17 protein-coding genes and 1 pseudogene are annotated in these 14315 nt (G+C 64.0%); 9 read left to right on the forward strand and 9 right to left on the reverse strand.

Going from position 1 to position 14315, the window contains the following annotated elements:
- The 9 genes from BMY30_RS03840 to uxuA all read left to right on the forward strand — a co-directional run.
- Positions 1 to 604 (forward strand): serine dehydratase beta chain (locus BMY30_RS03840; protein ID WP_280140875.1); only part of this gene is annotated, 604 nt, incomplete at its 5' end.
- A 351-nt stretch (positions 605 to 955) separates the two neighbouring features.
- The gene (locus tag BMY30_RS03850) at positions 956 to 1693 is read left to right on the forward strand and encodes a GntR family transcriptional regulator (RefSeq protein ID WP_089710795.1); all 738 of its coding nucleotides are present in this window, start codon (positions 956 to 958) and stop codon (positions 1691 to 1693) included.
- Entirely contained in the window at positions 1690 to 2901 is a 1212-nt protein-coding gene (gene manD, locus BMY30_RS03855) for a D-mannonate dehydratase ManD (protein WP_089710797.1), read from the forward strand. The genes BMY30_RS03850 and manD overlap by 4 nt, the downstream gene beginning before the upstream one ends.
- Before the next feature lie 12 nt (positions 2902 to 2913).
- Positions 2914 to 3936 carry a Zn-dependent oxidoreductase gene (locus tag BMY30_RS03860; RefSeq protein WP_089710799.1) on the forward strand — a complete coding sequence of 341 codons (1023 nt, stop codon included), beginning with the start codon at positions 2914 to 2916 and terminating at the stop codon, positions 3934 to 3936.
- A 61-nt stretch (positions 3937 to 3997) separates the two neighbouring features.
- Positions 3998 to 4966 (forward strand): TRAP transporter substrate-binding protein, encoded by a 969-nt coding sequence (locus tag BMY30_RS03865; RefSeq protein ID WP_089710802.1) that lies wholly within the window; start codon positions 3998 to 4000, stop codon positions 4964 to 4966.
- 80 nt (positions 4967 to 5046) lie between these two features.
- A complete protein-coding gene (locus BMY30_RS03870) occupies positions 5047 to 5631 on the forward strand; it encodes a TRAP transporter small permease (RefSeq protein WP_089710805.1) in 585 nt (194 codons plus the stop codon).
- Positions 5631 to 6911, forward strand: coding sequence for a TRAP transporter large permease (locus tag BMY30_RS03875; RefSeq protein ID WP_089710807.1), 1281 nt, complete (start codon positions 5631 to 5633; stop codon positions 6909 to 6911). The genes BMY30_RS03870 and BMY30_RS03875 overlap by 1 nt, the downstream gene beginning before the upstream one ends.
- A 38-nt stretch (positions 6912 to 6949) precedes the next feature.
- On the forward strand, positions 6950 to 8437 hold the full coding sequence (locus BMY30_RS03880; protein WP_089710809.1) for a mannitol dehydrogenase family protein: 1488 nt from the start codon (positions 6950 to 6952) through the stop codon (positions 8435 to 8437).
- Positions 8438 to 8449: 12 nt separating this feature from the next.
- The gene (gene uxuA, locus BMY30_RS03885; protein WP_089710812.1) at positions 8450 to 9625 is read left to right on the forward strand and encodes a mannonate dehydratase; all 1176 of its coding nucleotides are present in this window, start codon (positions 8450 to 8452) and stop codon (positions 9623 to 9625) included.
- Between the two features lie 92 nt (positions 9626 to 9717).
- Here uxuA and BMY30_RS03890 read toward each other — a convergent pair.
- The 9 genes and pseudogenes from BMY30_RS03890 to BMY30_RS03915 form a co-directional block, all read right to left on the reverse strand.
- A pseudogene (locus BMY30_RS03890) lies at positions 9718 to 9966 on the reverse strand (NAD(P)-dependent oxidoreductase); the annotation flags it as partial.
- A gap of 14 nt (positions 9967 to 9980) precedes the next feature.
- Entirely contained in the window at positions 9981 to 10118 is a 138-nt protein-coding gene (locus BMY30_RS17785) for a hypothetical protein (protein ID WP_170840065.1), read from the reverse strand.
- 35 nt (positions 10119 to 10153) lie between these two features.
- On the reverse strand, positions 10154 to 11137 hold the full coding sequence (locus BMY30_RS03895; protein WP_089710814.1) for a sugar kinase: 984 nt from the start codon (positions 11135 to 11137) through the stop codon (positions 10154 to 10156).
- Positions 11138 to 11207: 70 nt separating this feature from the next.
- Positions 11208 to 12230 carry a LacI family DNA-binding transcriptional regulator gene (locus BMY30_RS03900; RefSeq protein WP_089710816.1) on the reverse strand — a complete coding sequence of 341 codons (1023 nt, stop codon included), beginning with the start codon at positions 12228 to 12230 and terminating at the stop codon, positions 11208 to 11210.
- 11 nt (positions 12231 to 12241) lie between these two features.
- The gene (locus BMY30_RS17525) at positions 12242 to 12514 is read right to left on the reverse strand and encodes a hypothetical protein (protein WP_139195465.1); all 273 of its coding nucleotides are present in this window, start codon (positions 12512 to 12514) and stop codon (positions 12242 to 12244) included.
- Between the two features lie 101 nt (positions 12515 to 12615).
- Entirely contained in the window at positions 12616 to 13056 is a 441-nt protein-coding gene (locus BMY30_RS03905) for a DUF411 domain-containing protein (RefSeq protein WP_089710818.1), read from the reverse strand.
- The gene (locus BMY30_RS17790; protein WP_170840066.1) at positions 13053 to 13205 is read right to left on the reverse strand and encodes a hypothetical protein; all 153 of its coding nucleotides are present in this window, start codon (positions 13203 to 13205) and stop codon (positions 13053 to 13055) included. The genes BMY30_RS03905 and BMY30_RS17790 overlap by 4 nt, the downstream gene beginning before the upstream one ends.
- A 75-nt stretch (positions 13206 to 13280) precedes the next feature.
- Positions 13281 to 13586, reverse strand: a complete 306-nt coding sequence (locus tag BMY30_RS03910) for a hypothetical protein (RefSeq protein WP_089710820.1) — start codon at positions 13584 to 13586, stop codon at positions 13281 to 13283.
- A gap of 138 nt (positions 13587 to 13724) precedes the next feature.
- The gene (locus BMY30_RS03915; protein WP_170840067.1) at positions 13725 to 14309 is read right to left on the reverse strand and encodes a Spy/CpxP family protein refolding chaperone; all 585 of its coding nucleotides are present in this window, start codon (positions 14307 to 14309) and stop codon (positions 13725 to 13727) included.
- Positions 14310 to 14315 lie beyond the last annotated feature (6 nt).

Genomic DNA, 14315 nt, shown 5'->3' on the forward strand with positions numbered 1-14315 from the left:
CTCGCTGCTCCAGCGAGTTGCCCGCGTCGAGGTGCAGCTTTACGGCTCGCTCTCGGCCACCGGTATCGGCCACGGCACCGATCGTGCGGTGATCATGGGCCTGATGGGCGAGCGGCCCAACCATATCGACCCCGACATTATCGGCCCCAGCATCGATACTCTGCGGGAAGCCGAGGCGCTGCACCTCGATGGTCACCACCGTGTACCCTTCCTGTGGGCGCGAGACATGCAGCTCTTCGAAGAGAGTCTGCCCCACCATCCCAACGCCATGCGGCTGATCGCCTACACCGACGACGGCGAGCTCTACCGGAACACCTACTACTCGGTGGGCGGGGGCTTCGTCGTCAATGAGGCCCAAGCTGCTGGGAGTGAGCTGGATAGCGATACCACCTCGCTGCCCTACGATTTCCAAACCGCCGCCGATCTCTTGCGCATGTGCCGTGAGAGCGGGCTGCGTATCAGCGAACTGATGCTCGAGAACGAGAAGGTGCGGCGCAGCGAGGCCGACATCCGCGCCGGTCTCACCGAGGTGATGGGCGGCAGTGTGGCCCAGGTGGAGAACGCGGCCGAGATCGGCCTGGATGGTTGGTCCTTCTGGGCTTGAAGGTCTTATCGTAGGTACGATCGATGTTCCCGCACTCTATAGTTCATCCGCTCGATTGCTTGGATTCAGGTATCAAGGGCGGGAACCATAGTCGAACGAAGAAACGCAAGGCCGTCCCCCTCTGCCAGCTCTCGCTGATGGGGTTCCTGAGCCGTGGGGGCTGTCGTGGCCGAGAGCTGTCCAGGCTGGTCATCCATCGCTCCCAAATCGCTTGACCCCTCGACCTCCAGGAATTGATCGTCAGACACTATACCAAAGTCTAGGCGATGATTTGTCCTTGCCATACTACCATACTAGTCATATCAGTTTAGGAGGCCTGACCTCCCTGTTCACCGAATTGGGGCGAGCATCATGAATATGACCTTGCAGGCGCTATGGCAGGAGACGCGAGGTGGCGATTCTGTTCGCCAGCGGCTCTATCAGGTGTTGCGTCAGTCGATCATCCGGATGGTGCTGGTGCCTGGGCAGGCTCTGTCGGAGAAGGAGATTGCGGAGACCGTTTCGGTCAGCCGGCAGCCGGTGCGCGAGGCCTTCATCCGTCTCTCCGAGGCCGGTCTGGTGGAAGTACGCCCCCAACGCGGCACCTATGTGGTGAAGATCTCGCAGCGTGCGGTGCTCGAGGCGCGCTTCGTGCGAGAGGCCATCGAGGTTGCGGTAGTGCGGCAGGCGGCCAGCCAGGGCGTTTCTGCGGATACCCTGAACGAGCTACACGACCTGCTGGAGCGCCAGCGGCGCTGTATCACGTCTAACGATCATGACCGCTTCTACCGGCTCGACGAAATCTTCCATCGCACCCTCTCTCTGGGGGTGGAGCAGCACGCCGCCTGGAAGGTCGTCGTGGAGGTACGTGCACAGCTAGACCGGGTACGCTACCTCAGCATGCCTGATACCACCCCCATTGCCCGGCTCATCGACCAGCATGCGGCCATCGTTTCGGCCATCGAGGATCGCAACGGCGAAGTGGCCGATGAGGTCATGCGTCTACACTTGCGAGAGATACTTGCTTCCCTACCCGATTTGGTGCGCCGCTTCCCCGAGATGTTCGAAAGCCAGCAGACCCCGTCACTCGTCGAGGAGGCGAGCCAATGAAGATCGAAAATGCCTATACCATCGTCACCTCTCCGGGGCGCAATTTCGTGACCCTCAAGATCGTGACCGACGAGGGTGTTTACGGCATCGGCGACGCCACCCTCAACGGCCGCGAGATGGCCGTGGTGGCGTATCTCGATGAGCACGTGGTCCCGGCGCTGATCGGCCGCGATCCGCAGCGCATCGAGGACATCTGGCATTACCTCTACCGGGGGGCCTACTGGCGTCGCGGCCCGGTGACCATGAGTGCCATCGCCGCGGTGGATCTGGCGCTGTGGGACATCAAAGCCAAGCTCGCCGGTATGCCGCTCTATCAGCTACTGGGCGGCAAGAGCCGCGAGCGGGTGATGACCTATGCCCACTGCACCGGCAAGGACATCGATACCTGTCTCGAGGAGGTCGAGGCGCACGTCAAGCTTGGTTATCGGGCGGTGCGTGTCCAGGCAGGCATCCCCGGCATTGCCACCATCTACGGGGTCGCCAAGCGCGAGGGGGAGCGCTACGAGCCGGCCGATTCCGAGCTTCCCGCCGAACATGTTTGGAGCACCGAGAAATACCTCAACCACGTGCCCAAGCTGTTCGCTGCCGTACGTGAACGCTTCGGTGACGATCTGCACGTATTGCACGACGTCCATCACCGCCTGACGCCCATCGAGGCGGCGCGCCTGGGCAAGGCGGTCGAGCCTTATCACCTGTTCTGGCTGGAGGATTGTGTGCCGGCCGAGAATCAGGAGGGCTTCCGCCTGATTCGCCAGCACACCACAACGCCGCTGGCGGTGGGCGAAGTGTTCAATTCGATCCACGACTATCGGGAACTGCTCGAGAACCAGTGGATCGACTATATCCGCACCCCCCTGTCCCACGGTGGCGGCATCACCCACATGCGGCGCGTCGCTGATCTGGCCGGGCTCTATCACGTGCGTACTGGCTTTCATGGTCCCACCGACCTGTCGCCGGTGTGTCTGGGCGCGGCCGTCCACTTCGATACCTGGGTACCCAACTTCGGCATCCAGGAACACATGTCCCATACCGACGAAACCGACGCTGTCTTTCCCCACGATTATCGCTTCGAGGAGGGCCACTTCATCGTCGGCGAAACCCCCGGGCATGGCGTGGATATCGACGAGGAACTGGCCAAGCAATACCCCTATAAGCGCGCCAGTCTGCCCGTCAACCGTCTCGAAGACGGCACGCTATGGCATTGGTAAGGAGATAACGACATGCAAGCTTTTCAAGTCAGTGCGCCATTGGACTACACCATCACCGAGGTCGAAGTACCCCAGGCCGCTCCCGGTGAAGTACTCGTTCGCGTCTCCTATGCGGGTATCTGTGGGTCCGACATGCACATCATCCATGGCGACAACGCCTTCGTGCGCTTTCCTCGTATCACCGGGCATGAGTTCGCTGGCACGATCGAGGCGCTTGGCGAGGGTGTCGAGGGCCTCTCGATCGGGGATCGAGTCTGTATCGACCCGGTGGTGAACTGCGGTGAGTGCTATCCATGCCGTATCGGCCGTCCCAATGTCTGCACCGCTCTCCAGGTGATCGGCGTACACCGCAATGGCGGTTTCGAGGAGCGGGTCAACGTACCGGCTAGAAACGCCCACCACCTTCCCGAAAACGTGGGTCTGGATGCGGCGGCCCTCGTCGAGCCCTACACCATCGCCGCCAACGTACTGGATCGGATGCAGCCCATCCCGGGTGATCGTTTGCTGATCTTCGGCGCCGGTGTGATCGGCCTGACCATTCTGCAGATGGCGCGTGCCCTGGGTATCGAGGATATCACGGTCACCGATGTGATCGACGAGCGCTTGTCCACGGCCCGTGAACTTGGCGCGACGCGAACCTTCAATGGCAGCGAGGAGGATGTCGAGGCCGCCATACAGACGTTGACAGCTGGCGAAGGGATTCCGCTGATCGCCGATGCCGCCTGCGTCCCTGCGCTACTGCCGCAGATGCTGCGTATCGCCTCGGCGGCGGGGCGCATCGGGTTGATCGGCTTCAATGTCAACCCCAGTGACCTCGTGCAACTGGAGGTGATCAAGAAGGAGCTGACCCTGGTCGGCTCGCGACTGAACAATCGCAAGTTTCCGGAAGTGATCGATCTCATGGCTTCGGGACGTCTCGATCCGCTGGCGCTGGTCAGCCATCGCCTGCCTCTGGCCGAGATGCCCGGCGCCATCGACATGCTCGATCATCATCCCGAAAGGGCTCGGAAGGTGCTGATTCAGATCAGCATCTGACGGGGTACGCCAACCCAGGCACTACCACAGCGCACAACACCAAAGTGCAGGAGTAAACACCATGTTCAAGCAACTATTGACCGGCGTCGTCCTCGGGGCGGCCTTGATCGGCAGCCAGGCTACCCTGGCGGCAGACTTCACCCTGAAATTCGGTCATCTGGCCAACGAAGAGAACATCTGGCACCAGGCCGCGGAGAAGTTCAAGGAGGAGGTGGAAGCCAACTCCGACGGCCGCATCGAGGTGCAGCTCTATCCCAACGAGCAGCTCGGCGCCGAAATGGACGTGATCAACAGCATCCAACTGGGGACCGCGGACATGACCATCACCGGCGAGAGCCTGCAGAACTGGGCACCCAAAGCCGCCATGATGGCCGTGCCCTACGCCTTCCGTGATTCCGAGCACATGCGTGCCGCGGTCGACGGCGAGATCGGTGAGGAGATCGTGGCGCAGATCATTGAGCGCACCAACCTGGTGCCCCTGGCCTGGTTCGAGCGCGGTCCGCGGCACCTGACCTCCAATCGCCCGATCACGCATCCCGATGATCTCGACGGGCTCCGCTTGCGCGTGCCAAACGTGCCGCTGTTCGTGGATACCTGGGAGGCGCTGGGTGCCCGGCCGACGCCGATGGCCTTTAGCGAGGTCTTCACCTCCCTGCAGCAGAGCACCATCGAGGGCCAGGAAAACCCGCTAAGCCTGATCGAGAGCGCCAGCTTCGACGAGGTGCAGGACTACGTGAACCTCACCGGCCACGTGCGCAGCTGGATCTATGTGGTGATCGGCAAGGACAAGCTCGACAGCATGCCGGAGGACCTGCAGGAGGTGGTCTTCGAGGCGGCCGATACCATGCAGGCCTATGAGGCCCAGCTCTTCGCCGAGGACGAGCAGCGCCTGCGTCAAGATCTCGAGGAGCGTGGGATGGAGTTCGTCGAGGTGGATATCGACGCCTTCGTAGAGAAGGCCCGCCCGGCGGTGCTCGAAGCCCTCAACGAGGAGCAGCGTGAAATCTTCGAGGCCATCCAGGACCTGTGATATCGCATCCGGACGAGCCCATGCCTGGCGTGGGCTCGTCCTCCGCAACAGGGTGCCCGCTGGCACCACGAGGAATGCGTATGGACCCCGACTACAAGCCGGCCGAGCGGGAAGTGCTTGAGCAGCTGGATCCACTTTCGTCCGTGCCCACCTTTCATGGCCCCCTGGGGCGCCTGATCGGCTGGGTCGACTCCCTGTTCACCTTTCTCGCCGTCCTGGCTCTTTTGGCCATCGCCGGCACGGTGTTGCTACAGATCGCGTCGCGCCTCTTCCTGCCGTTCTCGCTGTCCTGGACCGAGGAGCTGTCGCGTTACCTGTTCATCTACATGGTGGCCTTGTCCTTGGGTGTGGTGCTGCGCCAGCATCGCAACGTCAGTGTGGAGCTCTTCCACCACCACCTCGGACCTCGCTCGAGGGCCGTTTACCAGGTGTTGATCTGCCTGTTGATTGGCGGCTTCGCCGGACTGGTGCTGCCCTACGCCTGGCAGTACGCCCAGAACGGGGCCTGGCAGACCTCGCCTACCCTCAATGTTCCCATGCTCTACATTTTCTTCTCCACGGTGGTGATGTTTGCGCTGTTGTTGGTCTACAGCGTTATCGGCTTCCTGGAGGGGCTAGTTGCCATCTTTGGTGCGCCTGATCGCACCGAATCGGAGAAGCCGTGATGGAAGTGATCATCCTGTTTAGCACCTTCCTGGTCCTGCTGTTGATCGGCATGCCCATCGCCTTCGCCCTTGGCATCGCGTCGGTCGCCTATCTGCTGCTTGAAGGCATCTCCCTGACCATCGTGCCGCAGCGTTTGTACGCGGGCATCGACACCTTCGTGCTGCTGTGCATACCCGGTTTCGTGCTGGCCGGCAACCTGATGAACGTCGGTAACATCACCGAGCATATCGTGCGCTTCGCCAATGCACTGCTGGGCCATATCCGTGGCGGACTCGGCCTGGCCAATGTGGGGGGCTCGATGATCTTCGGCGGCATCTCCGGCACCGCTGTGGCCGACGCGGCCAGCATCGGTTCGGTGATGATCCCCGGCATGGCGAAGTCTGGCTACGACAAGCCGTTCGCCGCAGCGGTTACCGCCGCCTCCTCCACCGTGGGACCGATCATTCCGCCCAGCGTGCCGATGATCATTGCTGGCTCGCTCTCCGGAGTCTCTGTGGGGCGCATGTTCCTGGCCGGTGCCATCCCCGGCCTGCTGCTGGGCCTGGCGATGATGGTGACGGTGTATATCCTCGCCGTGCGGCGTGGCTACCCCAAGGGCGAGCGGGCCACCTTCCTAGAGCTGCTGCGCGAGGGGCGCACCGCCTTCTGGGCGCTGCTGATGACGGCGATCATCCTCTACGGGATCATCGGTGGATTCTTCACCCCCACCGAGGCCTCCATCGTTGCCAGCCTCTACGCCCTGGTGGTCGGCATGTACGTCTACAAGGGGCTCACCTGGCGCAAGTTGCCGGCGATCCTCACCGATACCGTCTTCACCTCCTCGGCGCTGTTGTTGATGGTGGGGCTGGCCAACCTCTTCGGCTGGATCCTTACCAGCGAGCAGATTCCCCAGATGGTCGCCAGTACGATTCTGGCCATCAGCGAGAATCCAATCATCGTCATCTTGATCCTCAATTTGATCCTGCTGTTCGTAGGCGCCTTCATGGAAACCATTGCGGCGCTGATCATCCTTTTCCCGGCGCTGCTGGGGGTGGCTACCGGCGTGGGCATGGATCCGGTGCATTTCGCCGTCATGGCGGTGCTCAACCTGATGATCGGCCTGACCACCCCGCCGGTAGGGGTCTGTCTGTTCGTGGTCGCGGGCATCGGCAAGCTGCCGATGTTGACCGTGGCGCGGGCCATCGTGCCCTTTCTGGCCTGCAACCTCGCCGTGCTGATGCTGGTGTCCTATGTGCCGACGATTTCACTGTGGTTGCCCAATTTGCTGATGGGCGAATAGACGACACCTCATTGAATCCAGCAACGAAAGGGATGCCCATGAACCTGACACATCTTCCCGCAGCACCCCCGGCGGGCCGCATCGGCGTCGTCCACCTCGGCCTCGGCGCCTTCCACCGCGCCCACCAGGCGGTCTACCTGGAGCGCTATCGTCAGCGTACGGGGGACGCCGACTGGGGTGTCTGCAGCGCCAACCTGCGCTCGAGCGTCGGCTTGGTGGATGGCCTACGCGACGCCGGCTACCGCTATCATGTGGCGGAGTACGCCGACAGCGAGACCCTGACCCTGCGTGAGATCGGGACGATCGAGGAGACGCTGTTCACCGGCAAGGAAAAGGTCGGTGGCCGCGACGCCGAGGGGCGCTGGGGGCGTGACCTCGAGGCCCTGCTGGCGCGGCTGTCCTCGCCCGAGACACGTATTGTTACGCTGACCGTCACCGAGAAGGGCTACTTCCTCAACCCGGCCAGCGGCGAGTTGCTCGCCGACGACCCCATGATCGCCGCCGATATCGACACGCCCACCCAGCCGCGTACGGCGCCGGGGATCCTGGTGGAGGCGCTGGCGCGGCGTCAGGCGGCCGGCCTGGCCCCCTTCACGGTGCTCTCCTGCGACAATATGCCGGACAACGGCAAGCGCACACGCAATGCCGTGATCCAACTGGCCGAGCGGCGCGATGCCGCCCTGGCTGCGTGGATCGAAGGCGAGGTAGCCTTTCCCTGCAGCATGGTCGACCGCATCGTGCCGGCCATGACCGAGGCCGACTTCGCCCGGCTTGCCGAGCTCGGCGTGGAGGACCCCAATGACGTGGTCAGCGAATCCTTCATCCAGTGGGTCATCGAGGATGACTTCCCCCAAGGGCGCCCCGACTGGGAGGGCGATGGCGTGGAGATGGTCGCCGACGTGGCGCCCTTCGAAACCATGAAGCTGCGGATGCTCAATGGCAGCCATTCGCTGCTGGCCTACCTGGGCCCACCGGCAGGCATCGAGACGGTGTATGACGCGGTCAGCAGCGACGACCTGCGGGCCCTGCTGCGTCGCTACATGCTGGAGGAGGCGGCTCCGACCCTCGTCATGCCCGAGGGCACCGACCTGGCTACCTATGCCGACTCGCTGCTGGCGCGCTTCGCCAACGACAGTTTGCGCCACCGCCTGCACCAGATCGCCATGGACGGCAGCCAGAAGCTGCCACAGCGCTGGCTGCAGGGCACTCTGGCACGCCGCGAGGCGGGGCAGGCGGCACCCTGCGTCGCCCTGGGCCTGGCGGCCTGGATCCGTTACACCGTCGGTCGCGACCATGCGGGCGCCGCCTACACGGTGGACGACCCCCTGGCGTCGCGCTTCGCCGAGCGTCATGCGCGGCACGGCCAGGACCCCGAGGCGTTGGTGTCGGCCTTCCTGGCCATGGACGATGTGGTGCCGCCGGCCCTGGCGGCCGACGCCGCCTTTGCCGACGCGGTGCTCGCCGCCTATCGTTCCCTGAGCGAACAGGGCCTCGATGGGGCGCTCGCCGCCCTGGCGCGAGGCTGAGAGGAGATCCCCATGGAAGCTACCTGGCGCTGGTTCGGCCCCAAGGACCCCATCCGCCTCGAAGAGATCCGCCAGACCGGGGCCACCGGCATCGTCACGGCGTTGCACGAGGTTCCCAATGATGAGGCCTGGTCGCTGGAAGCGATCCGCGAGCGCAAGGCGCTGATCGAGGCCGCCGGTCTTTCCTGGTCGGTGGTGGAGAGCGTGCCGGTCCCCGAGGCGATCAAGCAGGGGCGGCCGGAGCGCGACGCCCTGATCGCCACCTACTGCCAGACCCTGCGGAACCTGGCGGCCGGCGGCATCGATACTGTCTGCTACAATTTCATGCCGGTCCTCGACTGGACCCGCACCGACCTCAGCTGGTCGCTACCGGACGGGGCACTGGCGCTGCGCTTCGACCAGGTGGCCTTCGCCGCCTTCGACCTCTACCTGCTGAAGCGTCCCGGCGCCGAGGCGGAGTATGCCGATGCCGAGAAGGCCGAGGCCTGGGCCTATCTCGAGGCCCTGGACGCGACAGGCCGCGATACGCTGATCAGTACCCTGATTGCCGGCCTGCCGGGCGCCGAGGAGCACTACAGCCTGGAGCAGTTCCGCGGCGTGCTGGCGGACTATGCCGATATCGATGCCGCGCGCCTGCGCGAGCACCTAGGGTATTTCCTCGCGGCGGTGATCCCAGTGGCCGAAGAGGTGGGTATCCGCATGGCGATCCACCCCGACGACCCGCCCCGGCCGATGTTGGGGTTGCCGCGGGTGGTCTCCACGCCGGACGACGCTCGATGGCTCCTCGATGCCGTGCCCAGCCCGGCCAATGGCCTGACCCTCTGTACCGGCTCCTACGGGGTGCGCGCCGACATCGACCTGGCCGATATGGTCCGGCGCTTTGGCCCCAGTATCTATTTCGCCCACCTGCGTGCCACCCGACGTGAGGTGCCGGACCCGCGCTCCTTCCACGAGGCAGCGCATCTCGACGGCGATGTCGACATGGTGGCGGTGATCGCCGCGCTGGTGGCCGAAGAGCGGCGCCGCGAGCGGGAAGGCGGCCCGCGCCTGCCGCTGCGCCCCGACCATGGCCACCATATTCTCGATGACCAGCAGCGCAAGACTGCGCCGGGCTACCCGCTCTACGGACGCCTCAAGGGGTTGGCGGAGCTGCGTGGGGTGGAGCATGCCGTGCGGCAGCTGACCTGACCACCCTGCCTCTCACCACAAAGCACAGGACCTCGCTGTTCACCAGATTGTCGTCTTGTTGTCGGGGTCGAAGAGCCGACAGAGCGGTGGGGTCAAACGCTTCTCCAGGCGGCTTCGTTGACCAGGCTGATCGGGCGCTCGCCCTTGAGTGCCAGGATCAGTTTGTCCACTGCCCGTTGAGCCATGGCATTGCGCGTCTCATGAATGGCCGAGCCGATGTGCGGCAGGGCCACCACATTCGTCATGTGCGGCAGAGGGGACTCAGGCGACAGCGGCTCCTGCTCTAACACGTCCAGGCCGGCAGCGCGAATGCGGCCCATCTCCAGCGCCTCGGTGATCGCCACGCTGGCTCCGATCAGCCCGTGAGCGTCGGGCAGCGCTGAACGGAAGGCCGGGTCGTCGGCTGAGGCCAGGTCTGGACCTCGAAGTCTTGGCCAAGCTGGGCCAGCTGATCGTCGTTCAGGCGGCCATAGGCGAGGATGCGTTTCTTCATTGTTAAGGCTTCCTTGGGGCTGGCGAGCAGGATGTCTACTGAGCGGACAGTTCGGCTTCAAGCGCCGTGAGACGGTCGCGACTGGGCAGGCCCTCCATGTCACCCACCACCTGCACCGCCAGTGCACCGATCAGGTTGCCGCGGCGTACCGCTTCCCGGGGAGAGCGGCCGTCGAGCAGGGCGCTGACCACGCCCACTGCGAAGCCGTCACCGGCGCCCACGGTATCTACCACCTCGGCCACCGGGAAGCCCGCGAGGGTGAAGCTCTCCAGCCGGTCGTCCAGGGTACCGCGATAATAGCTGCCCTCCGGCCCCAGCTTGATGATCACCGCTTTGGCGCCGCGCTCCAGGTAGAAGTCGGCGATTGCTTCGGTGCTGTCTCGGCCGGTGAGCAGACGGCCCTCTGCCAGGCCGGGAAGCACCCAGTCGCTATGAGCGGCCAGGTCGTTCAGGGTCTCGCGCATCTCGGCCTCGCTCGACCATAGGCTGGGGCGCAAATTGGGGTCGAAAGAGACACTGGCACCGGCTTCGCGGGCCTGGGTGAGCATATGTCGCGACAACGCCCGGGCACTAGACGAGAGCGCGGGCGGGATGCCGGTGGCGTGCAGATGGCGCAGCGTCGGAAAGTCGATGGCGTCGGCATCGGTGGGGGCCAGGTGGCTGGCGGCACTGCCGCGACGGAAGTAAGTGACCCTCGGGTCGTCACCCTTCAGAGCGCGCTCCTTGAACAGCAGGCCGGTGGGGTGGTCGGGGTCAATTGCCAGATGCTGGCAGTTCAGCCCCTCGGCCTCCAGGGTGCGGCGAATGAAGGTGCCGAAGCCATCATCACCGACCCGGCTCAACCAGCCGACATGAAAGCCCAGGCGAGCCAGACCGATGGCGACGTTGGTGTCGGCACCGGCGATTCGGCGCTGAAAGTATTCGACGTCGGCCAACTCGCCGGGGTTCTCGGCAACGAACATGGCCATGGCCTCACCAAAGGTGAGGAGCTCCGGGGCGGGAGAAACATGGGCAGACATGGAGGGCCTCGCAATCATGTGAATCGTGGCTGGCGTTTCATTATTGGGACCTAGGCGTCGATACGCGGTTTCATGGTGCTGGGCACTGGGTCGAACCTCGGACGATCAGCTCGGGCGCATGGCGCCGTAACGTCGTGGTGGTGCTATCACTGAGGAGTGCCATCAGGCATGCCACGGCGGAACGACCGATCGCTTCGGTGGGCTGAGCCAGTGTCGTGATGCCCGGTGTGATCAGCTTGCACCAGTCGAGCTCGTCGATGCCCATGAGCCCGGTCTCCCCAAGGCGGGCGCCGAGGGTTTGCAGGGCCCGGATCGCAGCAAGAGTCGCGTTTCCATTGGCGCAGAGCAACGCACGGTGCCGCTTGCCGGAGCGAGCCAGGAAGTCGCCGATGGCTCGCTGTAGCGCGTCGTGCTCCATGAGTGGCTGGCAATGAACCTCGCCATCCAGGCCACGGGCTGCGACCCCCTGCAGGAAGCATGTCAGCCGCACCTGGCGGGGGCTGGCCTGATCAGTCGGTTCGCTGAGGTAGAGAAGATCGCCATAGCCCTGAGCCTGGAGATGGTCCAGGGCGAGGTCGATGGCCTGGGCATTGTCGAGGCCCACGAACTCTGCATCGACGTCACTCAGTTCCCGGTCCAGCAACACCAGGGGGATGCCCTCTTCTACCCAGGCCTGAAGTTCACGGTCCGGGCTGCCGGCGGCGTTGATCACTAGGCCCTCGACCCGATAGGTAGCGAGCAGGGCAAGGCGTTCTCGCTCCTGGGCTGGATCGTTGTCGGTGTTGCAGACCATCAATGATAGGCCGTGCTCGCGGCAGGCCTGTTCCACACCATGCATGACCGCCACCGAGAAGGGGTTGCGGATATCTGCCACTAGCATGCCTATCAGCCCTGAGTGACCACCTTTCAGGCTCCTGGCCATCTGGTTGGGACGGTAGCCCAAGTGGCAGGCGGCGGCGGCAATACGTGCCTGCATGTCCGGCGAGAGACGCTTACGCTCTTCGCTGAAGTAGCGAGAAACGCTGGTCTTTGAAGCCCTGGCCTCGCGCGCGACTTCGAGAATCGTGGTGCGATGTTGGGCGGTTAATGTCATTCGATTGCTGCCTATGGAACCGTTCCCATCGTAGCTCCTTGATCGGCGTAAGGCAAATGCATATCGGTTTGGCGAGAGATTCCAAGAAGACTATGGCAGTGCAGGGTGGCAGGCTGCAGCTCCAATAAACCAGCGGTCAGGATGCTGCCAGCAAGAATACCCATTCCTGCGGGTTCAGCCAGATAGTTGGGAAAGGACTGATATTTAGCGACGGCATCACTTTGGATCACCTGGGCTGGATGAGGCCCGGCCATGGCCGGGCCTATTGCCTCGTGCTGGTGCATGAGGCTTTGCCGCTCGTGGCTGACTCAAAACCAAGTCTCCACTGAGCGACGGCTTAGGAGATGCGATCCCAAGCGGCATCGTGTGTAAGCCGGATGGCCCCTCAGAGCGTCATGAAGTCGGATTCCTGCCGGTCGGTGAACTGATAGACCTCGTAGGGTGCCTGCTGAGGACCGGGCATGCCGGGGGTGCCGATGGGCATACCGGCCAGGCCGATGCCATCGATATCCGGCTGTTCCTCGAACAGTTTCTCCACCGCCGCCAGCGGCACATGGCCCTCGATCACGTAGTCGCCCATCTCGATGGTGTGGCAGGAGCCGAGGCCATAGGGAAGGCCAGCGGCTTCCTTGATCTCGCCGAGATCCCTGTCGTCGACGAGGGTGACCTCGATGCCCATCTCCTCGAGGTGGTCGGCGTAGCCGTCGCAGCAGCCGCACTGCGGGTTCTTGTAGAGGGTGGCCTCGGCCGGCAGGACGGCCTGGGCGGTGCCTGCGCCCAGCAGCAGCGCGGCGGAGAAGAAGAGGGTGGGAGTGAAGCGGTTCATGAGCGGTCCTCCAGAGTGTGACGAGAAACGAACAGGTATTTGACGAGCGCGGCGATACCGAGGCCAAGCAAGAGCATGACGGTCAGCGGCATCAGCCACCCCATCCAGCCCATCGAGCCCATGAGGGCGAAGCAATCGGTGGTCATCATGTGTGACTCCTGACGAAGATACAGGGAAAGCCGGTGGCAGGCAGAGGGCCAGCGTCACCGTGGAATCGGGAGTCGTCAGGGTCTTGGCGGTTGGTGCGGCGGTGGGGAGAAGACCTCGACCACGGCCGGGGTGGCGATGCCGACCAGGGTGTCAGGGTGCGCGCTGGCAACGAGGGGCGACGCGCCCAAGGCCGCACAGGCGCCGCACTCGGGGTCGGTGCTATCCACCATCTCGACCTGGGCCGTCGTGCAGTCGGACGCACAGGCGTCCATGGCCGCATGGCCGGCCAGGCTGGTCACCGACAGCAGCACGGCGAGCAGCAACGCCAGTAGGCGTCCTGCTCGGGTGCGATGCAGCGGTCTGGCCTGGGCGACGGTCATGGTGAGTTCCTCATCGATACCCTGTCATTCTGCGCTGACCTGGCAGGACCCGACATTGATCCAGCGCAAGGAGTCTGCATGTGTTTGCTCTGGTGAGGACGTCCGCCTGGTAGCGGGCGTCCTCCTCCAGGGGGGCCATCAGGGAGCATTGCGGCGATTGGTCATTCCCTGCTGCAGCTGTTGGCGCTGCTCGTCGGTTAGCAGATCCTGCATCCGATTATGCATGCGCACCCTTTCCGCCACCATCTCGCCGTGGAGAGCTGCCATTTGACCATGCAGTGCCTGGATCTCCTCGGGATCCGGTTGCTCTGCCTGCATCAACTGCATCATGTCGTCACGCAGGTTCATCATTTCGCTCATGCGCTCGAAGTGGGCAGAACGGAACTCCCTGCGCATCTGTTGCAGAGAGTTTTGCTGCTCCTCATCGAGGATGCCGGCCATGCCGCCCTGGCCGTAGCCCATCATGCCGGGACCCATACCGCCCTGGCCGTAGCCCATCATGCCGGGACCCATACCGCCCTGGCCGTAACCCATCATGCCGGGACCCATGCCGCCCTGGCCGTAGCCCATGCCGCCTTGGCCGTAGCCCATCATGCCGGGGCCCATGCCGCCCTGCTGCATGCCCTGCCCTTGTTGCATGCCTTGAGCAGAAGCGGCACCGCTGACGGCGACCCCCATGCTGGCGGCCAGGACGATGGCGAGAAATTGCTTGTGGTTAACCATGATATT

It is taken from the genome of Halomonas daqiaonensis (assembly GCF_900109725.1).
GTDB classification, from domain to species: Bacteria; Pseudomonadota; Gammaproteobacteria; order Pseudomonadales; family Halomonadaceae; genus Halomonas; species Halomonas daqiaonensis.